The organism is Streptomyces natalensis ATCC 27448 (assembly GCF_000935125.1).
Classification (GTDB): domain Bacteria; phylum Actinomycetota; class Actinomycetes; order Streptomycetales; family Streptomycetaceae; genus Streptomyces; species Streptomyces natalensis.
Genome location: NZ_JRKI01000012.1, coordinates 17,014 through 40,170, shown reverse-complemented (window position 1 = coordinate 40,170; position 23,157 = coordinate 17,014). Strand labels below are relative to the sequence as shown.

At 67.1% G+C, this 23,157-nt stretch carries 19 protein-coding genes and 1 pseudogene; 13 read left to right on the top strand and 7 right to left on the bottom strand.

Features of this window, described 5'->3' with window-relative positions:
• Position 1: 1 nt before the first annotated feature.
• Positions 2–2,422, bottom strand: a complete 2,421-nt coding sequence (locus SNA_RS10020) for an ATP-binding cassette domain-containing protein (protein ID WP_044364400.1) — start codon at positions 2,420–2,422, stop codon at positions 2–4.
• Between the two features lie 194 nt (positions 2,423–2,616).
• Here SNA_RS10020 and SNA_RS10015 point away from each other — a divergent pair, with 194 nt between their 5' ends.
• The 10 genes from SNA_RS10015 to SNA_RS41155 all read left to right on the top strand — a co-directional run bounded on the left by SNA_RS10015 (position 2,617) and on the right by SNA_RS41155 (position 13,585).
• Positions 2,617–3,108 (top strand): helix-turn-helix domain-containing protein, encoded by a 492-nt coding sequence (locus tag SNA_RS10015; RefSeq protein WP_420823466.1) that lies wholly within the window; start codon positions 2,617–2,619, stop codon positions 3,106–3,108.
• A gap of 10 nt (positions 3,109–3,118) precedes the next feature.
• On the top strand, positions 3,119–3,535 hold the full coding sequence (locus SNA_RS10010) for a VOC family protein (protein WP_030063728.1): 417 nt from the start codon (positions 3,119–3,121) through the stop codon (positions 3,533–3,535).
• 459 nt (positions 3,536–3,994) lie between these two features.
• Complete coding sequence (locus tag SNA_RS10005) at positions 3,995–5,050, top strand: LuxR C-terminal-related transcriptional regulator (protein WP_157879878.1); 1,056 nt, start codon at positions 3,995–3,997, stop codon at positions 5,048–5,050.
• 88 nt (positions 5,051–5,138) lie between these two features.
• Positions 5,139–6,419 (top strand): aspartate aminotransferase type Ic, encoded by a 1,281-nt coding sequence (locus SNA_RS10000; RefSeq protein ID WP_030063726.1) that lies wholly within the window; start codon positions 5,139–5,141, stop codon positions 6,417–6,419.
• A 562-nt stretch (positions 6,420–6,981) separates the two neighbouring features.
• Positions 6,982–8,322 carry a KamA family radical SAM protein gene (locus SNA_RS09995; RefSeq protein ID WP_030063725.1) on the top strand — a complete coding sequence of 447 codons (1,341 nt, stop codon included), beginning with the start codon at positions 6,982–6,984 and terminating at the stop codon, positions 8,320–8,322.
• The gene (locus SNA_RS09990; RefSeq protein WP_044364382.1) at positions 8,319–9,176 is read left to right on the top strand and encodes an N-acyl homoserine lactonase family protein; all 858 of its coding nucleotides are present in this window, start codon (positions 8,319–8,321) and stop codon (positions 9,174–9,176) included. The genes SNA_RS09995 and SNA_RS09990 overlap by 4 nt, the downstream gene beginning before the upstream one ends.
• Positions 9,173–11,032: an FAD/NAD(P)-binding protein gene (locus tag SNA_RS09985; protein WP_044364381.1), complete on the top strand. Its 1,860-nt coding sequence runs from the start codon at positions 9,173–9,175 to the stop codon at positions 11,030–11,032. Before SNA_RS09990 ends, SNA_RS09985 begins: the two co-directional genes overlap by 4 nt.
• A complete protein-coding gene (locus SNA_RS09980; RefSeq protein ID WP_044364380.1) occupies positions 10,995–11,471 on the top strand; it encodes a cupin domain-containing protein in 477 nt (158 codons plus the stop codon). The genes SNA_RS09985 and SNA_RS09980 overlap by 38 nt, the downstream gene beginning before the upstream one ends.
• On the top strand, positions 11,468–12,742 hold the full coding sequence (locus SNA_RS09975) for an MFS transporter (RefSeq protein ID WP_051877113.1): 1,275 nt from the start codon (positions 11,468–11,470) through the stop codon (positions 12,740–12,742). The genes SNA_RS09980 and SNA_RS09975 overlap by 4 nt, the downstream gene beginning before the upstream one ends.
• Positions 12,743–12,785: 43 nt before the next feature.
• Positions 12,786–13,585, top strand: a protein-coding gene (locus SNA_RS41155; protein ID WP_198535016.1) for an IS5 family transposase whose coding sequence is annotated in 2 segments (ribosomal slippage) — positions 12,786–13,125 and positions 13,125–13,585 — 801 coding nt in all. Because the reading frame shifts where the segments join, the coding sequence is not laid out codon by codon here.
• On the opposite strand, the gene SNA_RS09965 is transcribed toward SNA_RS41155, so the two are convergent.
• Positions 13,575–14,153: a hypothetical protein gene (locus tag SNA_RS09965; RefSeq protein ID WP_051877538.1), complete on the bottom strand. Its 579-nt coding sequence runs from the start codon at positions 14,151–14,153 to the stop codon at positions 13,575–13,577. The genes SNA_RS41155 and SNA_RS09965 overlap by 11 nt on opposite strands.
• A gap of 100 nt (positions 14,154–14,253) precedes the next feature.
• Entirely contained in the window at positions 14,254–14,523 is a 270-nt protein-coding gene (locus tag SNA_RS39325; protein WP_078969805.1) for a helix-turn-helix transcriptional regulator, read from the bottom strand.
• Positions 14,524–15,646: 1,123 nt separating this feature from the next.
• Here SNA_RS39325 and SNA_RS09960 point away from each other — a divergent pair.
• Genes SNA_RS09960 through SNA_RS42165 form a run of 3 tightly spaced genes read left to right on the top strand, consistent with a single transcriptional unit; the run spans position 15,647 to position 20,805 of the window.
• On the top strand, positions 15,647–16,381 hold the full coding sequence (locus SNA_RS09960; RefSeq protein WP_044364378.1) for a WXG100-like domain-containing protein: 735 nt from the start codon (positions 15,647–15,649) through the stop codon (positions 16,379–16,381).
• A complete protein-coding gene (locus SNA_RS09955; protein WP_241779591.1) occupies positions 16,378–20,232 on the top strand; it encodes a DUF6531 domain-containing protein in 3,855 nt (1,284 codons plus the stop codon). The genes SNA_RS09960 and SNA_RS09955 overlap by 4 nt, the downstream gene beginning before the upstream one ends.
• A gap of 15 nt (positions 20,233–20,247) precedes the next feature.
• Positions 20,248–20,805, top strand: coding sequence for a hypothetical protein (locus SNA_RS42165; RefSeq protein ID WP_157879877.1), 558 nt, complete (start codon positions 20,248–20,250; stop codon positions 20,803–20,805).
• An 89-nt stretch (positions 20,806–20,894) separates the two neighbouring features.
• Here SNA_RS42165 and SNA_RS09950 read toward each other — a convergent pair whose 3' ends face one another.
• From SNA_RS09950 to SNA_RS09940, 4 genes and pseudogenes are all read right to left on the bottom strand, one after another.
• Positions 20,895–21,458, bottom strand: a complete 564-nt coding sequence (locus tag SNA_RS09950; protein ID WP_030072653.1) for a GNAT family N-acetyltransferase — start codon at positions 21,456–21,458, stop codon at positions 20,895–20,897.
• Positions 21,459–21,484: 26 nt separating this feature from the next.
• Positions 21,485–21,682: a hypothetical protein gene (locus SNA_RS09945; RefSeq protein ID WP_030072654.1), complete on the bottom strand. Its 198-nt coding sequence runs from the start codon at positions 21,680–21,682 to the stop codon at positions 21,485–21,487.
• Between the two features lie 248 nt (positions 21,683–21,930).
• Positions 21,931–22,293: pseudogene (locus SNA_RS45125) on the bottom strand (transposase family protein); the annotation flags it as partial.
• Positions 22,294–22,429: 136 nt separating this feature from the next.
• Positions 22,430–22,999: a DinB family protein gene (locus SNA_RS09940; RefSeq protein ID WP_078969804.1), complete on the bottom strand. Its 570-nt coding sequence runs from the start codon at positions 22,997–22,999 to the stop codon at positions 22,430–22,432.
• Positions 23,000–23,157 lie beyond the last annotated feature (158 nt).

Genomic DNA, 23,157 nt, shown 5'->3' with positions numbered 1-23,157 from the left:
CTCAGGCCCCCACGTACGCCGCGAGGTGCTCGCCGGTGACGGTGGAGCGGGCGGCGACCAGGTCGGCGGGGGTGCCCTCGAAGACGATCGTGCCGCCGTCGTGGCCGGCGCCCGGGCCGAGGTCGATGATCCAGTCGGCGTGCGCCATGACCGCCTGGTGGTGCTCGACGACGATGACCGACTTACCGGAGTCGACGAGCCGGTCGAGCAGGCCGAGCAGCTGCTCGACATCGGCGAGGTGCAGACCGGCGGTCGGCTCGTCGAGGACGTAGACGCCGCCCTTGTCGGCCATGTGCGTGGCCAGCTTGAGGCGCTGCCGCTCGCCGCCGGACAGCGTGGTGAGCGGCTGGCCGAGGGTGAGGTAGCCGAGCCCGACGTCGGCCATCCGCTGGAGAATCCGGTGGGCCGCCGGCGTGCGTGCCTCACCGGCGGCGAAGAACTCCTCGGCCTCGGCCACCGGCATCGCGAGCACTTCGCTGATGTCGCGGCCGCCGAGGTGGTACTCCAGCACCGATGCCTCGAACCGCTTCCCCTCGCACTCCTCGCAGGTGGTGGCGACGCCCGCCATCATCGCCAGGTCGGTGAAGATGACGCCGGCGCCGTTGCAGGTGGGGCAGGCGCCCTCGGAGTTGGCGCTGAACAGCGCCGGCTTCACGCCGTTGGCCTTGGCGAACGCCTTGCGGATCGGGTCGAGCAGCCCGGTGTACGTCGCCGGGTTGCTCCGCCGCGAGCCGCGGATCGGGGTCTGGTCGACCGATACGACGCCCGCGCCGGCCGGGATCGACCCGTGGACGAGCGAGCTCTTGCCGGATCCGGCGACGCCGGTGACGACGGTCAGCACCCCGAGCGGGATGTCGACGTCGACGCCCCGCAGGTTGTGCATCCTCGCGCCGCGGATCTCCAGCGAGCCGGTGGGCTTGCGCACCGTCTTCTTGACGGCGGCCCGGTCGTCGAGATGGCGGCCGGTGACCGTGCCGCCGGCCCGCAGCCCCTCGACGGTGCCCTCGAAGCAGACGGTGCCGCCCGCCGTACCGGCGCCGGGGCCGAGGTCGACGACGTGGTCGGCGATCGCGATCACCTCCGGCTTGTGCTCCACGACGAGCACCGTGTTGCCCTTGTCCCGCAGCCGCAGCAGCAGGTCGTTCATCCGCTGTATGTCATGGGGGTGCAGGCCGATGGTGGGCTCGTCGAAGACATAGGTGGTGTCCGTGAGCGAGGAGCCGAGGTGGCGGATCATCTTGACGCGCTGTGCCTCGCCGCCCGACAGCGTGCCCGACGGCCGGTCCAGCGAGAGGTAGCCCAGGCCGATCTCCACGAACGAGTCGAGGGTGTGCCGCAGCGCGGTGAGCAGCGGCGCCACGTTGGGGTAGCCCCTGCTCGAAGAGCTTGGGGAAGGCTCGGCGAGGCCGCGGACCCACTCGGCAAGATCGCTGATCTGCATCGCGCAGGCGTCGGCGATGCTGACCTTCTCGATCTTCGACGACCGGGCCGCCTCGGTGAGCCGGGTGCCCTCGCAGTCGGGACAGGTGGTGAAGGTGATCGCCCGGTCCACGAACTCCCGGATGTGCGGCTGCATCGCCTCCCGGTCCTTGGAGAGCATCGACTTCTGGATCCGCGGGATCAGCCCCTCGTAGGTCATGTTGATGCCCGCGATCTTCATCCGGGTCGGTTCGAGGTGCAGGAAGTTGTGCAGCTCCCGCTTGGTGTACTTGCGGATCGGCTTGTCCGCGTCGACGAGGCCGGATTCGGAGTAGAGCCGGTAGTTCCAGCCGCCCGGCTTGTAGCCGGGGATCGTGAGCGCGCCCTCGCCCAGCGACTTGGCGTCGTCGTAGAGCTGGGTGAGGTCGACGTCGGTGACCGAGCCACGGCCCTCGCAGCGCGGGCACATACCGCCGGTGATGCTGAAGGAGCGACGCTCCTTCACCTTCTGTCCGCCGCGCTCCACGGTGACCGCACCGGCTCCGCTGATGGAGGCGACGTTGAAGGAGTACGCCTTGGGCGGGCCGATATGCGGTTCACCGAGCCGGCTGAAGAGGATGCGCAGCATCGCGTTGGCGTCCGTGGCGGTGCCGACCGTGGAGCGGGGGTCGGCACCCAGCCGCTGCTGGTCGACGATGATCGCGGTGGTCAGCCCCTGGAGTACATCGACCTCGGGCCGCGCCAGCGTCGGCATGAAGCCCTGGACGAAGGCGCTGTACGTCTCGTTGATCAGCCGCTGCGACTCCGCGGCGATGGTGTCGAACACCAGCGAGCTCTTGCCCGAGCCGGAGACGCCGGTGAACACCGTCAGCCGGCGCTTGGGGATCTCGACGCTGACGTCCTTGAGGTTGTTCTCGCGGGCGCCGTGCACGCGGATCAGATCGTGGCTGTCGGCGGCGTGCGGGGTGGGCGTCTGCGTGTCCGTACCCGTGGTCGTGGCCATGCGCATCGTGTCTCCGTGTCCCCATCGGTGAGGCGGACCGCGCATTCGCGGTCTGCGTCGGCGTCGCCTGGTTCGACCTGGTCCGGCCAGGTTTGATCGCGGCAACGGTCGCTGGCCACGATATCGACGGGGTCTGACAAAGCGGCGTGATGCCCGAAATGGGCGGCGTTCGCTGCCGTGCGATGCTGGTGCGCGTGACGATCGAGGATCTCGTAAGGCTTCGCCGTGCACGGGACGTGATGGACCGCGACTACGCGCAACCGCTGGACGTCCCGGCGCTGGCCGATGTCGCCCTCATGTCGCCCGGCCACTTCTCCCGCAGCTTCCGCGCCGCCTTCGGCGAGACGCCCTACAGCTACCTGATGACGCGCCGTGTCGAGCGGGCCAAGGCGCTGTTGCGGCGGGGCGACCTCAGCGTGACGGAGGTCTGCTTCGCGGTCGGATGTACGTCGCTGGGGTCGTTCAGCTCACGATTCACCGAGCTGGTCGGCGAGAGCCCGAGCGCGTACCGGGCCCGCGGCCACGGGGCGGGCGCCGCGATCCCGGCGTGCGTGGCCAAGATCTTCACGCGACCGCTCAGGAACGGCCCGTCGTCCGGCGGCGGCCAGTCGTCCGGCGGTGGCGCCTCGCCCGGCAACGGCGAACCGGTCAGGATCGGAGAAGCGGAATCCGCCGGGGCCTCGTAGCGTCGGAGACATGAACATCAAGCTCTCAACATGTTTCATCGCTGTCGACGACCATGACAAGGCCCTCGCCTTCTACCGCGACATCCTCGGCCTGGAAGTACGCAACGACGTCGCGTTCGAGGGGATGCGCTGGGTGACCGTCGGGTCGCCCGCTCAGCCCGGCGTGGAGATCGTCCTCGAACCGCCGCTCGCCAACCCCAACGCCTCGCCGGCCGACAAGCAGGCGATGGCGGAACTGCTGGCCAAGGGCATGCTGAGGGGTGTGATCTTCTCCACCGACGACGTCGACGCCACCTTCGAAAAGATCCGGTCCGCCGGTGGCGAAGTCCTCCAGGAGCCGATCGACCAGCCCTACGGCGTCCGCGACTGTGCCTTCCGCGACCCGGCCGGCAATATGCTCCGCTTCAACCAGCCCCGCACCCGCTGACCCCATTTTTCGCCCCCCCGAGCCCGCTCGGGGGGCTTGCCCCACCCACGACACCCCAGCTGCCACGACGCCTCACTGATCACGACATCTCAAGGGCGGCGATCTCGCCCGCACCGGATCCGACACCCCCGTCGGCCTCCTCGCCGACACCCCCGTCGGCCTCCTCGCCGACACCCCCGTCGGCCTCCTCGCCGACACCCCCGTCGGCCTCCTCGCCGGCATCGCCGCGGCCCTCGCCGCAGCGGGCGGAGCCCTGGTGTGGTGGATGCGCCGACGCCGGTCCGCACGGCTTTGACGTCTGCGCGGCACGCCGCTCCGCACCCAGCGGAGCGGCGTTGCGGAACGCGTCCCTGACCTCCTCAAGATCTCCACCACGGCGAAGTTCGTTGCCAATTCTTTATTGTCAGCACTGGCGTGGCCTTGGAGGATATGTTCAAGATCGGATAAGGAGTTGGGACCGTGCTGACTACGGGGGACGCAGGGCCGATGCTGGGGCTTGACCGCGATGGGGTGATATCGGGCCATCTGCTGGCCGCCCTGTACGCGCAGGCGGCGGCCCGGGAGAGCATTACCCGCCACGAACTCATCCGGCTTGCCGATGCCTCGTGCGACGAGACGGAACGGGCCATTGACAAGCTGCTGCAACTGCGGGTGTTACGGCCGCTGCCCGGGGAACCGCAACGGCTCGCCCCCGTTGCCCCGGCCACCGCGCAGGCTCAGTTACTGATGCCGAAAATCAGGGAGTTACGCGACCATCAGTCGATGATCAACGAGGCGAGCGCGCTGCTCGCCTGCCTGCTTCCCGTGTACGAACGCAGTGTCATGACATCCACACGAGAGCAGCTGTTGCATCGCCTCGAGGACGTGGAAGCCGTCCGGTCCACCCTGTTGGAGTTATCGGCCCGCGCAACCGACGAAATCCTGACTTCTCAGCCCGGTGGGCCCCGTCCCGAGGGCGTTTTGAAGGAGTCGACCGAGCGTACCGTACAGGTGCTGGATCGGGGCGTGCGGATGCGCACGCTCTACCAGTATACGGCACAGTTCCATCAGCCCACCGTCGATCACGCCTCTCTGCTGATGGAGCACGGGGCCGAAGTCCGTCTGGTCACGGACGCGTTCATGCGGCTCATCGTCTTCGACCGTGAAGTCGCGCTGATCGAGCTGCTCGACAATCCCGACGGGGCCCTGCTGGTCCGCGACGCGAACGTCGTCGACTATCTGACGCGGGCGTTCGAGCGCTCCTGGGACCGCGCTCTGCCCTTCCCGCACGCCCATGAACGCGACCAAGTGCTGCGCAGCTCCGAGGAGATGAAGACCGCGATCATCGAGCTCCTCATCGAGGGCTACGACGACAAAGTGGTCGCCAAACGTCTGGGCATCTCGCTGCGCACGTTACAACGCCATCTGGCCGAGGTGTTGCGCCGTATCGGTGCCAGCAACCGCCTGCACGCCGGCTATCTCCTGCGCGATCTCGACATCGTCCATGAGAAGTACGCTCGGCAGCACAACCCGTGAGCGGCCGGGCCGTTGCCGGTCATCTGCGCCGCGGGCGGGCGCCGCCGTCGAGGGACGCCCGTCAACACCGTCAACTCCGAAGGACATCATGACGACCACCTCTCAGCCTCCTGCGGCTGTGACCACGCTTCTCGACCAGGCGCGCCGCGACTATGCGGCCCTCACGTCCCAGGGCCTCGCGCTGGACCTGACCCGAGGCAAGCCCTCACTCGTGCAGCTCGACATGGCCGCCGAACTCCTCCAACTCCCCGCGGACCGGTACCGGGCCGCCGACGGCACCGATTGCCGCAACTACGGGCCCCCGAGCAAGGGGCTGCGCGAGCTGCGCGAGATCTTCGCGCCCGTCCTCCAGGTCCCCGTCGAGCAGTTAGTGGCGGTCGGCAACTCCAGCCTGGAGCTGATGCACGACTGCCTCGTCCATATGCTGCTGAGTGTCGTGCCGGGGGCCGAGCGCCGCTGGGCCGATCAGGACGTCGCCTTCCTCGCCCCGGTGCCCGGCTACGACCGCCACTTCGCGCTGTGCGAGCGGTTCGGCATCGAGATGATCCCCGTCCCGATGACCGCCGACGGGCCGGACATGGACGTCGTCGAGGACCTGGTGCGCTCGAACCCCAAGGTCAAGGGGATCTGGTGCGTGCCCAAGTACAGCAACCCTGACGGTGCGTGCTACAGCGACGAGACCGCGCGCCGGCTCGCGACCATGGAGACGGCGGCACCCGACTTCCGGATCTTCTGGGACAACGCCTACCCCGTCCATCACCTCACGGATGAGGAGGTGGAGGTCGCCGACATCCTCACCGGGTGCGCCGAGGCCGGGCATCCGGACCGGGCGTTCGTGTTCGGCTCCACCTCGAAGATCACCATGGCGGGGGCGGGGGTGGCGTTCTTCGGCTCGTCGCCCGCGAACGTCGACTGGTGGATCTCGAAGGCCGGCATCCGGTCCATCGGCCCGGACAAGGTCAACCAGCTCCGGCACGCCCTCTTCCTGGGCGACACCGACGGCCTGCGCGCCCATATGCGGCGTCACCGCGAGATCCTGCGCCCCAAGTTCGACACGGTGCTGCGCATCTTTGCCCGTGAGCTGGAGGGCAGCGGGCTGGCGACCTGGTCGGACCCCAAGGGCGGTTACTTCATCGCGCTGAGCGTGAAGAAGGGGTGTGCGCGGGACGTCGTGCGCCTGGCCAAGGAGGCCGGGATCGCCGTCACCCCGGCGGGCGCCACGTACCCCTACCGCAGCGATCCCGAGGACAGCGTCATCCGGATCGGCCCCACCTACCCCTCGCTGGAGGAGCTGGAACAGATCGCCCAGGGCCTGACGGTCTGCGTGCGGCTCGCCGGATACGAGAAGCTGGCCGCCGAACAGAACTGAATTACCGTCAGTAACTGAACTACGCGCACCTACGCGCACCGACGTACACCCGAATACCGACGAACAAGGGCAAGGCCGGGTACCCACCCGCCTTGCCCTTGTTGCTTTGCCTACCGACGTCGGCTCGTCAAGGTGGCCATGACGGATCCGCGCCACCGAAGGTGGGATCGCGCCACGACGGCACACCCGATCCGTCGCATCTTGCCCCGGTTTGCAGTATGGCGGATCTACGCCAGTCGTAAGGGCGATCATTCGCCGACGCGACACACAAGTAAGGGTGGAGGCAAGATCGTGACCGTGCTCCACGGTGCATTGAGTCACCATTGCGCCCGTCGGTAAGGATTGATGAATTCGTGCGCTCCATCGCCCTTCACCTCACTGTCCCGGCATTTTCGGCCCGCTCCGCCGCCGATGTCTCCGATGCCCTCCGCCGCCCACAACTGCCGCAGGCCGGGCGCGCTCCCGCCGCTCCCTGCGACGACCTCGGCTGGGGACGAAACGCCTGACCAGCGCCCCGCCCGGCTTCACCGATCGTGCCACGCGACGACGCTAGGAAACACCCATGGAATTTCCTGAAGCCACCTTCACTCCCTACAACAACAAAACCATTTCCCGGGCCCCGCAATGGGAGCGAATACCCGAAGACCTGCGCGAGGCCGTAAACGTGGTCTCCCAGGTCCTGCCGTTCCGCACCAACCAGTACGTGCTCGACGAACTCATCGACTGGGACCGCATTCCCGACGACCCGATCTTCCGGCTGAACTTCCCCCACCGCGCGATGCTCGAAGACGCCGACTACGCCGCCTTACGCGAGGCCCTCGCGGCCGGGGACCAGGGTCGGATCGCGCTCCAGGTCCGCAAACTGCGGGAGCAGATGAACCCGCATCCGGCCGGCCAGCAGACGCACAACGTGCCGGAGCTGGACGGCGAGGAAGTGCCGGGCATCCAGCACAAGTACGGCGAAACGGTGCTGTTCTTCCCGAAGGCCGGTCAGACCTGCCACGCCTACTGCACCTTCTGCTTCCGCTGGCCGCAGTTCGTCGGCGATGACGAGCTGGCGTTCGCCGCCAAGGACGCCCAGGGCCTGACCAGTTACCTCAGGCGGCACCATGAGGTCACCGACGTTCTCATCACCGGCGGCGACCCGCTCATCATGCGGACGCACACCCTCGCCCGCTACATCGAGCCCCTGCTGGCCCCCGAGTTCGCCCACATCCAGAACATCCGGATCGGCACCAAGTCGGTCGCCTACTGGCCCCAGCGCTTCGTCACCGACCGGGACGCAGATGACCTCATGCGCCTGTTCGAGCGCGTGCTCGCCGCCGGCAAGCACCTGGCCCTCATGGGGCACTACAACCACCCCGCCGAGATCCGCCCCGACATCGCGCAGACCGCCCTCAGGCGCATCATCGCCACCGGGGCCAACGTGCGCCTCCAGTCCCCGGTGCTTCAGCACATCAACGACGACCCCGCGGCCTGGCGCGAGCTGTGGACCACCGGAGTCCGCCTCGGCGCGATCCCGTACTACATGTTCGTCGAGCGCGACACCGGCGCCCGCTCCTACTTCGAGCTGCCCCTGGTGCGGGCCTACGAGATCTTCCGCGCGGCCTACCAGTCGGTCTCCGGCCTGTCCCGCACGGTACGCGGCCCGTCCATGAGCGCGTTCCCCGGCAAGGTCCTCATCGACGGCACGCCCACCATCCGCGGCGAGAAGGTCTTCGCGCTCCAGCTCCTCCAGGGCCGTCACGCCGACTGGACCCGCAGGCCGTTCTACGCCGCGTACGACCCGAACGCGACGTGGTTCGACCAGCTCACCCCCGCCTTCGGCGAGCAGAAGTTCTTCTTCCAGAACGAGCTGCCGCTCCCCGCGGACGAGGCCCGGGAACTGGCGGTGGTCGCATGACCAGCGCAGCAACCCTGCCCGTGTACGAGGTCCTGGCGTTCCGGTTCGGCAGGCACGCCGGACGGCTGGCACGGGAGAACTTCCTGTTCGCGGACGATCCGTGCGCCACCGACGCGCCGGCGGACTACGACTTCTCCTTCTGGGTCATCCGCAACGACGAGCGCGTCATCGTCGTCGACACCGGATTCCGGGCCGAGACCGCCGCGCTGCGCGGCCGCGAGCAGCTCCGCCACCCCATCGCCGCACTCGGCGATCTCGGCATCGACCCGGCTCAGGTGTCCGATCTGCTGGTCACGCACATGCACTGGGATCACACCGGTCACCTCGACGCGTTTCCCGGCGCCCGCGTCCATCTCCAAGAAGCCGAACTCGCCTTCTGCGCGGGGCGCGCCATGCGCCACGCCGCACCGCGCCGCCCCTTCGAGGCGGACGACGTGAACACGGCGATCCGGCTGCTCTTCGAAGAGCGCCTCCAACTGCACCAGGGCCCGGCCGAAATCACGCCGGGAATCGAGGTGCACCCGGCACCCGGGCACACCCCCGGACTTCAGGTCGTACGCATCCACACCCGCCGCGGCTGGGTGGTGCTGGCCAGCGACTCCGCGCATCTGTGGGCCAACATCCGCCGGCGTGCCCCGTTCCCCATCCTCGATCACCTCGCCTCGATGGTCGACGCCTACGAGACCGTCGAGGCCCTGGCAGACGGCGAGGACCACATCATTCCCGGTCACGATCCCCAAGTCGCCTTCCGTTTCCCCGAGTTGGCGGGCGCGCCGGGCTGGGTCCGGCTGCACGAGCCGCCCATCGCGCCGTACGTCGAGCCGGAGCACAAGCCGGCGGAGGTGCGGGCATGAGAACCGCTCAGGTCACCATCGTCGGCATGGGATCGCGCGGCTTGGGTGTCCTTCAACAGCTCGCCCAAGGCGCTGACCGCCTCCCCTCCGGCACCGGGCTGGACGTGCACCTCGTCGACCCCGGCGAGAGCGGACAGGGAGTGCACTCCGGCCGCCAGCCCGACCATCTGCTCACCAACACCCTCGCCAGCCAGCTCAGCATGTTCCCCGACGGAGACGGCCCGACCTTCACCGAGTGGGCCGCCCAGGCCGGTTACCGCCGCTTCGGCACCTCCTACTACCGCACCCACCCGGCAAACGGAGAGCCGATCGGGGAGCACGACTACCTGCCGCGCAACATGCTCGGCGAGTACCTCACCTTCGTCTTCGACCGCACCGTCGCACAGCTGCCCGCGCAGGTGCGGGTGGTGCACCACCGCAGCCGCGTCCTGGACATGGAAGAGGCCGACGGCCGGTATGTGGTGCACACCGAGGACGGCTACCGGATCACCTCGGACGCCGTCTTCCTGACCACCGGCCACGGCCGACGCACCCCGACCGACGACGATGTGGCATTCGAGAACTTCGTCGCCGACAACCGGGCGCGCAACGACCGCCTCGCCTACCTCACGGACCCGTACCCGGTCGAGACGCTTCAGCGCATCGCCCCCGGGAGCACGGTCGCGATGCAGGGCTTCGGACTGACCGCACACGATGTGATCGCCGCCCTCACGGTGGGCCGCGGAGGCCGTTTCGAGGACGAGGGCCACCAGATGCGCTACGTGCCCTCCGGGCGGGAACCCCAGCTGCTGCTGTTCTCCCGCCGGTGCCTTCCGGCCGCCGCCCGAGGCATCAACCAGAAGGGCCTGACCGGGGACTACACGCCGCACTTCTTCACCCCCGACGCCGTACGCGACCTGCGCCGGCAGGCGGAGACCGCCCGAGGGACGACGCAGATCGACTTCGAGGCGGACGCGGTACCGCTGCTGCTGCGGGAGATGGGCTACGTCTACCGCTCGACACGGGAACAGCGCGACATCGAACCCGGCCAGTACGAGTTCACCGCCGAGGACCAAGCGGCGGTCGCCGCCCTCATGGATCCGCTCGGCGGCAAGGAATTCGCGACGCTGGACGACTTCCGGACCTTCTTCACCGCATTCGTCACCGACGATCTCGACCATGCCGCGCGGGGGAATCTTTCGAGCCCTGTCAAGGCGGCGACCGACGTGATCCGCGATGTGCGGGCCGGCCTGCGCGAAGCGGTCGAATTCGGCGGGCTCACCCCCGCCTCGCACCAGGCGTTCGTCTCCCGCTGGGTACCGCTGATGAACCGGATCTCGTTCGGCCCCCCGCGGCGCCGCAACTACGAACTCCTCGCCCTCATGAGGGCCGGGGTGGTCGATCTGGCCGGCGGACCGGGCTGCCGCATCATCCCCGACCGAGAGGCGGCCCGGTTCGCCATCGAAACGCCGTTCACCGACGAGCCCGCCGTACGGCACGCCGACACCTTGGTCATCGCACGGCTCGATCTGTTCCACCCGGAGACGGATGACGCGCCCGTCACCGCACGCCTGTTGGCCCGCGGTCTGATCCGTCCGTATGCGAATGGCGGCTACCAGCCCGGCGGCCTGGACATCACCCCCGCCGGCCGGGTCATCGACAAGACGGGGGAGCCGCTCGCGGGCGTGTGGGCGCTCGGATACCCCGTCGAAGGCCCCCGCTACTACACCTACTACCTGCCCCGTGCCGGGATGGCCTCGCGGTTCACCGTCGAGGCGCGCGACGCCGTCGGCGAACTGTGGCAGCACCTCCACACGACCCTTTCGGAAGAGGACATTGATGCCCGTCCAGACCGGCAGCCGGTTTCCCTACCCTGAATTCAAAGCTCGCTACGACATCCCGCCGCAGCAGCCGGTGCACTGGCAGTGGTCGCAGCTCGCCCAGGGCCTGGGGGACGTCGAGCATCCCGAGCGCGGCACCCTCGCCCTGTCGCTGCCGGACGGCAGCGCCGAAGTCCTGCGTGATGTCGCCGTCGGCTATCAGGTGGTGCCCGCCGGCGAGCACACCGGCCCGCATGCGCACAGCTGGTACCACCTCTCCGTCGTCCAGACCGGCACCGGCACCGTCACCTTCGACGAGAGCGGGGAGACGGTCGAGTTGAACCCCGGCGACATCCTGCTCGTACCCGCCTGGTCGCTGCACCGCTTCACCAACCCCACCAGCCAGGACCTGGTCCTGCTGAACCTCATGAACATCCCCCTCCTCGCCCGGCTGGGGAACCTCGAGGTCGTGCAACAGCAGGAGTCCGCCCCGTGACGACGCAGGACATCGACCCCACCACGGCCCCCGCCCCGCCGGCCACCCGCGCCGGCGGCTCGTACAAGTGGGTCGTCCTGTCCGTCGCGGTCACCGCGCTGACCACGGGCTCCGTCCTCTACTCCGGCGTCAGCGTCCTGATGCCGTTCTGGAAGGACACCTTCCATCTGTCCGCCGCGACGGCCGCACTCGCGGCCACCGCGATCCAGGCCGGGCCGATCACCTCCATGCTGGTCATCGGGAGGGCCATCGACCGCTACGGGGAACGATGGGTCGTCTCCCTGACGATGATCGCCATGGGCATCACCGCGTTCATCGCCGCCGCGGTCGGCCCCAGCTACCCGGTCCTGCTGCTGTTCATCCTGGTCATGGGCGCCTTCTACGGAAGCATCCTGCCCGGCGGACAACGGGCCATCACCCGCTGGTTCGAGCCCTCCCTCCAGGGCATGGCCACCGGCATCCGACAGAGCGGCCTGCCGATCGGCGCCTCGCTCGCCGGTGCGATCCTCCCCGCCCTGGCCCTGCACCACGGCTGGACGGCCGCGGTGGTCGTCCAGGGCGCCGCCGGAATCACCGGCGGCATCATCTTCGCCACCTTCTACCGCAAGGCCGGCGACAACACCGCCGGCACCCGGAAGCCCTCGGTCAAGCTGCGCCGCCTCATTGCGGACCTGGTCAAGGACCGGCTGGTGCGCTCGCTGCTCCTCAGCGGTCTGGCGCTGGCGGCCTTCCAATACGTGTTCTCGGCGCAGATCCTGCTCTTCCTCACCGGTTACCTGCACATTCCCATCGTGACCGCCGGGTTCATGTACGCCGTGGCGCAGGCGGCCGGGATCGGCGGTCGGATCGGCCTCGCCTGGATCAGCGATCGCTTCTGGCCCGGCAAACGGATGCGCTCGCTGAAGTGGCTCCTCGCCGTCTCCGCTCTGCCGGTGGCCGCCCTGACCCTGCTCGGCCCCGGCTCACCCCGCGTCCTGGGCTACGGGCTGTGCGCCCTGCTCGGACTGCTGTCCGTCGGCTGGTACCCGCTCTACCTCGTCCAGATCGCCGATATCGCGCCGAGCCACGCCGTGGCCTCCACGATCAGCTTCGCGATCTCCCTCAACCAGATCATCGCCGCCGCCATGCCGCCGCTGTTCGGCGTGCTCGTCGGCGTCACCGGCTACACCGCCAGCTGGCTGCTGCTCACCGCAGTCCTCGCGGCGACCGCCGTCCAGCTCCATCGCACCCAGACCCTTACCGCCCGCCTCACCAAGGAGCATCGTGCTTAGATGTCATCTCATTTGGCTCGGTAAGCTTGCGGTCGTGGTCTCGATCGTTGAGCGGCTGGTGCCGGATGAGTTGTGGGAACTGTTCCAGCGGGTGGTTCCGGAGGCTCCGTCGAGACCTCAAGGCGGCGGCCGACGTCGGCACGGTGACCGTGAGGTACTGGCTGCAATCGTGTTCGTGGCCACGTCGGGCTGCACGTGGCAGCAGCTGCCGTCCGCGTCGTTCGGCCCGTCCGGAGCGACCGCTCACCGGCGCTTTGCCGAGTGGACGAAGGCCAGGGTGTGGGCCAAACTTCATCGCCTGGTCCTTGACGAGCTCGGCGCCCGCGGCGAGCTTGATTGGTCCCGCTGCGCGATCGACTCGGTGAACATGCGGGCCCTGAAAAGGGGGACCTGACAGGTCCGAATCCTGTCGACCGGGGCAAGTACGGCTCGAAGATCCATCTGATCACCGAGCGGACCGGTCTGCCCCTGTCCGTCGGAATCTCGGGAGCGAACCTCCACGACAGTCAAGCACTGATCCCGCTCGTGAAGGGCATACCACCCATCCGCTCCCGGCGTGGGCGCCGGCGACGCAGACCGGCAAAGCTGCACGCGGACAAGGGATACGACTACGACCACCTGCGGCGATGGTTACGTGGCCGCGGCATCAGGCACCGCATCGCCCGCAAGGGCATCGAGTCCTCGACCCGTCTGGGCCGCCACCGCTGGACCGTCGAGCGCACGATGTCCTGGCTCGCCGGATGCCGCCGCCTGCACCGCCGCTACGAGCGCAAAGCCGAGCACTTCCTGGCTTTCACCAGCATCGCCTGCACCCTCATCTGCTACCGCAGAGTCACCAAATGAGATGACGTCTTAGCCATGCCTTGGCCTTCTTCCTCGCGGCTTTGGGGGCCTTGACCGTCCGGCTGACCTTGCAGGGATTCTTGATCAGGCGCCCGTCGTCGACGGCCGCTTGGAGGATCGTGGAGAGGTGAATCCAGATTACGTGGGCCGTGGACGCCTCGGCCCGCGCCAGCAGCTGGACTTTCCAGGCGCGCAGCACGGCAGCGTCAATGTCCCGGAGCGCCGTTGCACCGAGGAAGGGGATGACGTGGTTCCAGATCTTGCTGCGCATGGGGGCGGCGGTCGACGGTTCGTCTGACCGGCTCGGCCACCAGTACTTCTCGATGTACTGAGTGAGGGGGATCGCCCCGTCGCGGGGGTCGACGAATTCACCACGCGTGTTGTCGGTCTGCGCTTTGGCGAGCCACTGCTTCGCGTCCTCGCTCGTGTCAAACGAGCGGTCTCGGACACCCGGGACGCCCTTCACCCGGTAGCGCTTGCCCTGGCCCCACAGGGCAGTCCGCTCCCGCTTACCGGTGTCCTGGTTGGGCTTCTTCTTGAGCCAGCGGTCTTCTATGTACCCCGCCAAGAGAAAATGCTCCTATGAACTCAACTGCGTATTCCTGTATGTTCTGGTGGAAAAACGCGCACCGGAACTTCGGCGCACTACCTTCCGGCTCGGATTGACGTCAAGGAGTGCGTACTGTGCGTGTCATCGGCTTCTGACTGAGAGGACTGAGAGCAGCGTTGGAACGTGAATCCGCCTGCTCCTGTGCTATCACCCACTCGTTGAGTACCGAGATCCTGTACATCACGCGACCTCCCATGCGGAAGCTCGGAGGGCCCTGCCGTCGGTGACGCCAGATATACAGGGTGTTGGGTGAAATGCCGAGGTATTCTGCCGCGTTGGTCAGGTTCAAGAACTCGGCTTTATGTGTGGACGCGATCTGGTCGTGCATCTCCGGTCTCCAGTGGGTGAGAAGCGTTGATGCGTCCACGATCCGGAGAAGTCCAGGTTTGGTGAAACCGGGAATCTGGTAGCGCGCGTACTGGCTGACTCAGGGGCGCTGAGGTGCGAATGTGAATCTCGGGCGTAGTAGTCCATGGCAGCTGATCGTCCTCCCGTTGAGAAGCGGTTTTGCCGGCACCCGTACGTTGGCATGGTCTCCGGGCAGGTCTCCAGTTATGGGCGTCTGCCGTAGGCGAACTGCCGTGAGCCATTACTCGGCGTATAAGGCCGACTCGTCCGCCCCTACCTGGGACTTCATCTCGGAAAGGCCTTCTGGCCTGCGTCGGGGACCCTTTCCGGCCTTTCAAGCGCTTGCCGCTCTGGGTAGCCGAAACTCCCTCGAAAGTCCCTCTGACAGAGCTGAAAGTCCCTGAAAAACCCCAGAGGTATGGGGCCGCCGGAGGCGTCTGAGCAGCCTCCTTGTCCTCTGTCATCCCAGATGACGACTGCCACTTGGCGCGGTTGGAGAGCCGTCAGTGCGGGCGTCATCCGTGGCCTGCGCACGGGAGAAGTTGTTGCGATCCTCGGCCGCCCTGGAGTGCGACCGCCACGCTGACTGAACAGCGGAAACACGATGGTGGGAGCCGGGGTACGGATCCCCGGCTGGAGCAGAAATGGATGAAAGGGGCACTCTTCTTCGGTGCGATCCGCATGTCGCGTGTGTGCTTGTGGTTCCGAAGCGGCGGTTCACAGGACGAGATCGTCGCGGTGGTCGCTGCACCGCGGCGATGTCGAGGGTCTGGCTCGTCGACCGCGCCCGTGACGGCCTGACCCGTCTGGCCGTCACCGGCTTCTGGTGGTGACGGGCGCCCTGGCCCTGACCTGTTGGGGAGGCATCGGTGGACGGCACGGACACCGTCAACGGGCCGCGTCCAGGGGCGGAGGCGGAGGCACGGCGGACCGGGGCGGTGGGGGATCCCTGAGGGGATTTCAGCGGGCGCCCTGTACTTCTGGCCAATCCTGGCCAAAAGATGCACTGCTGACCCTACCTAGACCATCTATTTACCTACACGTTGCGCCCCCTTGAATATTGTCTGGTGAGCTGCTGCGGGGTTTCGACAAGGGGGAGCAGTATGGCGATCGAACTGCCTGGTCAGGTGGTGTCGTTCCTTCAGTTCATCGGGGTGAACTGGCCGAACATCAATGAGGACAAGGTCCGCGAATTCGGGTCCCACGTACGGGATTTCGCGCAGAAGGTGGATGACACCCACAAGGACTCCACCGCCACGATCAAGCAGCTCGAAGACGTCTACCAGGGCGCGTCGTACGAGGCGCTGCTGGCCAAATGGGGCCAGATGTCCGACAGCCACATGACGGAACTGGTCAACGCCTGCCATGTGGTGGCCGACGCGCTGGACATCGCCGCGGACACGATCGTGGCGATGAAGGTAGAAGCCATCGCCGAACTCACCGTGTTGGCTATCACGTTCGTCGCTGATCAGGCCGCGGCCGTCGCCACCCTCGGCCTCGCCGAAGCCGCCGAGGCCCTGGTCGTCGAAGCCGCCGAAAAGCTCATGGACTACCTCGTCCAGCAACTGGAGCAGTACATCATCGGCCAGGTCATCGAAGCGGCCATCAATCCCCTCGTCGAGACGGTCGGCAAGGCGGTGGGCGGGCTGGTCTTCCAGGCCGCGGAGTCTGCCCTTGGCGTCTCAGCCGGCGGCGGAGGGGGACGTGCCGGCGAGAGCTTCTCCATCCACCCGGAGGCGCTGCAAGCACGCGCGGAGAAGCTGCACGCACATGCACGGACGGTGGCCGGGCACGCCGCCGAATTCGAAACGAAGGCTGCGGGGGCGAGCTTCGAATGAGCAATCCGATCGTCAAGGCACTGGAGCACGCCGCCGAAAAGCTGGGCAAGACCCTCGGCAAGGACGCGGGCAAGGCGGTCGAGGACCTGTACCACGGGACAGGTCAGCGGATGAAGAAGGTCGCCACCAACCACGCCGAGAACGAGGCCAAGCAGGCCGCGGAATTCGGCAAACACCTCAAGGACAGCAAGCAGGACATGCCGCACGCGCCCCACGGCACGAGCGACGGCGGGCGCCCGTCCGGTGGTGGGCAATCCGGCGGCCGGTCCGGCGGAGCCCACGAGCAGGCCAAAGCCGACCACGAGAACGCCAGTACCCGCCAGGAGAAGGGGATGTGCACCGATGGCACGGACCCTGTCGACCTCGCCACGGGCAGGGTGTTCCTTACCCAGACCGACATCTCCCTCCCTGGCGCCCTACCGCTGATCTTCACCCGCAAATACGAGTCCTCGACACGCATCGGACGCCACATCGGGCCGTCGTGGTCCTCCACCATCGACCAGCGCCTGGAAATCGCCAACGACGAGATCATCTTCGTCACGGAGTCCGGGATGCTGCTGCGCTACCCGATACCCGAGACCGGCGAACGCGTACTGCCCCGGCACGGCCCGCGCTGGCCCCTGATGCGCACCCTCCAGGACGACTGGGCCGTCCACGACCCCGAGACCGGCCAGACCCGCTACTTCGCCGATGCCCTGCACACCCCCGGTCTGGCCCTGCCGGACGAGATCTCGGACCGCAACGGACAGCGGATCACCTTCGACTACGCCGACGAGACCGGCATCCCCTACGCCATCCGCCACAGCGCCGGCTACGAACTCAAGCTCACCTGCGACGAGAACGGCCGCCTCACTGCCCTGCACCTGACCGGTGCCGCCGACGATGGCTCGGACCAGCTAATCCGCTCCTACGGCCACGACGAGGACGGCAACCTCACCACCGTCACCAACTCCACCGGCGCCGTGACCCGGTTCGAGTACGACACCGACCACCGCATGACCGCCTGGGTCGACTCCAACGACTCCCGCTACGAGTACAGCTACGACGAACGCCACCGCTGCACCGCCCAGTCCGGCATCGAGGGGCACCTGGCCAACCGGTTCGCCTACGGCGAGGTCGACCTCGAGACGGGCCACCGCACCACCACACGCACCAACGGCGAAGGCTTCCCCACCCGGTACCTCATCAACGACCGCCTCCAGGTCATCGCGGTTACCGACCCTCTCGGCAACACCACACGCACCACCTACGACGCCCACGACCGCCCGCTGCAGATCACCGATCCTCTCGGCAACGCCACACACCTCACCTACGACGAGGACGGCCACCTCGTCTCCGTCATCCGCCCGGACGGCTCCACCAGCACCGCCGCCTACACCGACCTCGGCCTCCCAGCGGAGATCACAGGACCCGACGGCCTCACCCTCCGCCAGGAGTACGACACCAAAGGCAACCGGGTCGCCGTCACCGACCCCACCGGCCACACCACCCGCTTCACCTATGACGAACGTGGTCATCTCACCTCCGTCAGCGACCCGCTGGGAAGCACTACCCGAATCGAGTGCGACGCGGCAGGGCTCCCCCTCACGGTCACCGACCCTCTCGGTGCCGTCACGACATTCCGCCGGGACACGTTCGGCCGCGTCACGTCCGTCGTCGACCCCCTCGGTAACACCACCCATTTGCGGTGGACCCCGGAAGGACATCTCGCAACCCGCATCAATCCGGACGGCACGCAGGAAGCCTGGTCCTACGACGGCGAGGGCAACCGCACCGCCACCACCGACCCCCTGGGTCAGGTCACCACCTTCGAATACGGCCACTTCGACCAATTGAAAGCGCGCACCGACCCGGACGGTGCACGCCACGAGTTCGTGCATGACACCGAACTCAAGCTTATGAAGGTCACCAACCCTCAGGGCCTGACCTGGCGCTACGAGTACGATGAGGCCGGGCGCCTGATCTCTGAAACGGACTTCGACGGGCGCACTCAGACCTACACACAGGACGCGACGGGCCGACTGACCTCCCGCACCACCCCGCTCGGCCACACGATCCGCTTCACCCACGACGCACTGGGCCGCACAACCGCCAAGAACGTCAACGGCGAACTCACCACCTTTACCTACGACGCCGCCGGCCATCTGACCCAGATCACAGGACCGGACAGCGAACTTACCTACACCCGCAACGAGTCCGGCCGAGTCGTTGCCGAGACGGTGAACGGCCACACCACCACCTTCACCTACGACGCCCTTGGCCGCCGACAATCCCGCACCACCCCAACCGGCGCGGTGAGCGCCTGGACCTACGACGCAGCCGGGCAGCGCACAAGGCTTGACGTTTCCGGCCGCACACTGGCTTTCGAGCACGATGCTCGCGGCCAGGAACTCTCCCGCACCCTCGGCGATATCACCATCGCCAACCAATTCGACGCCCTCGGCCGCCTCACCGACCAGCAGGTCACCTCAGCCGCCAAAACCATCCAGCACCGCGCATACACCTATCGCGCGGACGGCAACCTCACCGGCATCGACGACCACCTCAATGGCCCCCGTCTCTTCGAGCTCGACGCCGTCGGCCGAGTCACCACCGTCTCCGCCCACAATTGGACCGAGAGCTATGCCTACGACTCGGCCGGAAACCAGACCCACGCCACCTGGCCCGACCGTCACCCAGCCCCCGAAGCCCGAGGCGAGCGCGCCTACACAGGCACCCGCATCAACCGCGCTGGAGCCGTCCGCTACGAATACGACGCAGCCGGGCGCACCACCCTGCGTCAGAAAACTCGCCTCTCCCGCAAGCCCGACACCTGGCACTACACCTGGGACCCCGAAGACCGCCTGATCGCCTGTACCACTCCAGACGGCACAACCTGGCGCTACTGCTACGACCCCCTCGGCCGACGCACCGCCAAACTACGTCTCACCCCGGACGGCCAGAGCATCGCCGAACAGGTGAACTTCACCTGGGACGGCACGACCCTGTGCGAGCAGACCACCCTCGTCTACGGCGACCCCAGGCAAACGACCCTCACCTGGGACCATCAGGGGCTCACCCCCGTGACCCAGCGCGAACGTCGCACCACATCCCACACCCCGCAACACGAGACCGATCAGCGCTTCTTCGCCATCGTTACCGACCTCGTCGGCACCCCCACCGAACTCCTCGACGAAGCCGGCACCATCGCCGCCCGTACGCGCACCACCCTGTGGGGCACCACTACCTGGAATACTAGCGCCGCCGCCTATACTCCCCTTCGCTTCCCCGGTCAATACTTCGACCTTGAAAGCGGCCTTCACTACAATTTCCATCGCTACTACGATCCGGAAACTGCTCGATACGCCACCCCCGATCCACTCGGGCTCACCCCTGCACCCAATCCGGCGACTTACGTCCACAACCCGTATATATGGAGCGACCCACTCGGGCTCGCCCCAGAATGCACGGTTACGGTATACCGGAAGCAGGATACTTCGATTCCGGAAACCATGCGTCTCACGGTCAACGAAAACGGGGATGTCTCACTTTCAGGGAGTGGCGCTCTCTACCTCAACATGACTGGCGATATTTCTCACACTGAAGCGTTCAAGGGAAATCAGATCGTCGCATTCGATGTCCCTAGGTCCTTCGTCGACGAAATCGACCGTGACTCCCTACCTCAACGTAAACCCAGCTGGTGGGAAGGTAGTGCCCGAGACTGGAACCGAGCGCTCAAGGTTGCGCCTGATCAGTCCGACGGTCCAGGGTTGTTCGGCCTTCCGGATAACACCAAACACGGAAAGAATTACTTCGACGCGCTCAGAAACGCAATAATCCCGGGGTCCGGTAGAGTGATCGATGCCAGTTAACATGAAGAGGAACCCATGAACCGCTATGACCCGACGCATGAACTATCACGTTTGCGAGCGCGCCCGACGCAAGAACCCATCAAGCTGTTGGGACTTCTGATCGTGGCTCCTGCATCCAGCTCTGCAGAATACACAGCACGCTTGCGAAGCCTTCTTTCCGAAGCCATCGAAATCTCCCGTGAGGCAGATTTCGATGAGGAGGATGTCGCACCTGATTCCCTCCCATCTTGGTTCTTGGCTCTCACCAACGGGCATCCGGAAGGTGTGGATGACGATCCCGTCGGCAGTGAAGGGAAGGGCCGGTATCTCGCAGCTCGGGATAATCGCCCCTGGGAGGCTGTGGAGTGGATCTACACCTTCGACCCAGAACTCCGTTCTTGGTCCTGGTGGGACGCCACCGAAGACGACCACGGAAATGTCAGAATCTGGATCGACACCAAAGGGGAGCCGCGCGTTCCCATGGAAGAGCTATGGTGGGCGGTGTACTTGGCGGGCGCCCGTAATGTCGAGCCCATGTCATTGGAATACGCTGAAGTCTGGCGCCGGCAGGCGAGTCTCCCAGCAGATACCTAATCTAGGGCCCTTGAGGCGCTGTGGCGTGGAGGATCTCCGGCCGTGCGGAGATGCTCCGCCGGGTCGCATAGGGGACTGGGTGCGACAGGTCAGGTTCCCTCCACGCCCCGCGCTGCCCATTCCCGCTCGAGGATGGAGTGCACCACGGAGTCTCGCCACTGCCCGGCCTTCTGGATGTGCGCGCGAATGATGCCTTCCTCCATCATGCCGACGGCCGCCATCGTCTTCGCAGACGCTCCGTTGAGCGGGGAACGTGCGCCCCAGACGCGGTGGGGCCCTAGCTCCTCGAATGCAAGGCCGAGCAGAAGGCGGACGGTTTCCAGGCCGTAGCCGACGCCCCAGGCATCAGGTCGGAGGGCGAACCCGAAGGTGGCTGCGCTCTGCTGGTGGGCGTCGGTGGCGAGGCGTCCGAACCCGATCAGGTCGCCGCTGTCGTGCTCGACGACGGCGAGTGCGTACTCGCTGCGTGGCGTCGCGGTCGCGCATGCGATGGAGCGGGCCACGATCAGGCCGACGTCGGCGCGACTGCGTGGCTCGAATGACAGGTGCTCTGTCGCCTCCCGACTGCCGTAGATCGCGAGGACCGCCTCCACGTCGTCGATGGTGAGTTCGCGGAGTTCGAGGCGTGGGCTGCGACGACTGACCGGGTACATGTCTGCGGACTCTACCGGCGTGATCTTTAGCGTGGCAGGGCCGGACGTCGCGCCGGCTCGAAGAGGGCGATCTCTTCACGGAGGTCGCGAGCGAGGATGGCGTCCCGCACGGGGCCGACCGTGACCGCGTGCCGGACGCGGGCGGCGGAGACCACGATGCCGTTGTTCCGTAGTGAAACGGAAAGGTCGAGCACCGGGCGGATGGCATCCGCGGCGCCGTCCAAGTCACCGGCGTGCAGGCGTACCAGGGCGAGGTTGCACTGAGAGCCGGCAAGGTCCCCGAAGGCCCAGGTAGGGTCGTCCGGGTTGCTGAAGCCCCCGACAGCCTCCTGAGCTTGAGCGGCCAGTTGTGAGCTTCCGTGCCCGAGCAGGACCGCGATCGCCCGCCGCGGGCTGGGGATAGGGCGCTGGGCCTCGCCCTCGGCGGGTGTCGGCGAGTGGCGCTGGCGTTCTTGCAGGTAAAGCGGCCGATCGCGGAGTCCGACGCGTCTGCGTCGGTCCTGAGCAGGAGCAGACGGATCGTATCCGCGTGAGGCGGGTGGATGAGGCCGGTCAGCAGATCGGGCCGGAAGCCGAGGCGGGCCAGCACGTGCGGGGGCGCGTCGGCTGCCCACTCGCCGATCGCCGCCAGCGACCGTGCACCGGCCAGTACTGCTGCCGCCGCGCACGCCAGCAGCGCCACGGCCGGGTAGCGCACCCCGCGCGCTTGGCGCGGATCGGGCACTGCTGCGAGGTGACGCCGCAGTTCAGCGGCAGTATCGGCGGTGATGGGAGCAGCGGTGGGCCCCAGCCGGTCAAGCGTGGAGGGTATGAGGGATGATGAACGGGCAGGCACGGTCTCGCTTGGCGGTCACGGGCTTCGACACCACATGATCACCGACGCCGTGCTTGCACTCGTTTCCGGGCGGGGGCTTGTGAGGCTTCACTTCGAGGTGACGTGCTGGTGGGGCGGGTGTAACTCCCGGCCCTCGTCACTGGCCCACCCTTCCGTCGGTGCGCTCGCGCAACAGGTCGGCGTGCCCGCAGTGGCGGGCGTACTCCTCGATCCTGTGCACCATCAGCTCCCGAACCGCGATCCGGTCCTTCCCCAGACGCTCGCCCAGATCCGGGTGCTCGGCCAGCGCGGCATCGGTCGCGGCCTGCTCGCGTTCCAGAGCGGAAAACGCGGCGTCGACCTCGGCCTGCTCGGCGACAGCTCCGTCGAAGTCCGCGTCCTTCTTGCCGTACAGCTTCGGTATCGGGTCACCGTCGCTGATCCAGTTGCGCCAGTCCCGTTCCACCTCGACGAGGTGCCGAACCAGGCCGAGTAGCGACATCGTCGACGGCGGAACCGACCGACGGGCCAGTTGCTCCGGATCCAGGCCCTCGCACTTCATCCGAAGGGTCATGCGGTAGTTCGTCAGAAAGTCCTGCAGCGTCGCAAGCTCGCCGTCCGGACTGGGACCTTCTGTGTTGCGGGGGTCGTCGTCCGGGTTGGCCCACATGTCGGGGTAGACGGTTGCCTGGCTCCATCGCGCGGGTTGGTCACTCATGCATTGCATGTTCGTCTGTGACGAACCAAGCTCGCTACTGAGTTCTCGCTTTGAGGTGATGACAGGGGGCGTCAGGACGCCAGTCGCGGCGATGAGGTGAAAGAGTTTCAGTCGGGTGGGGGCCAGACAGCCCCTGTCGGGAGGCCCATACACCCAGGACTGCACCC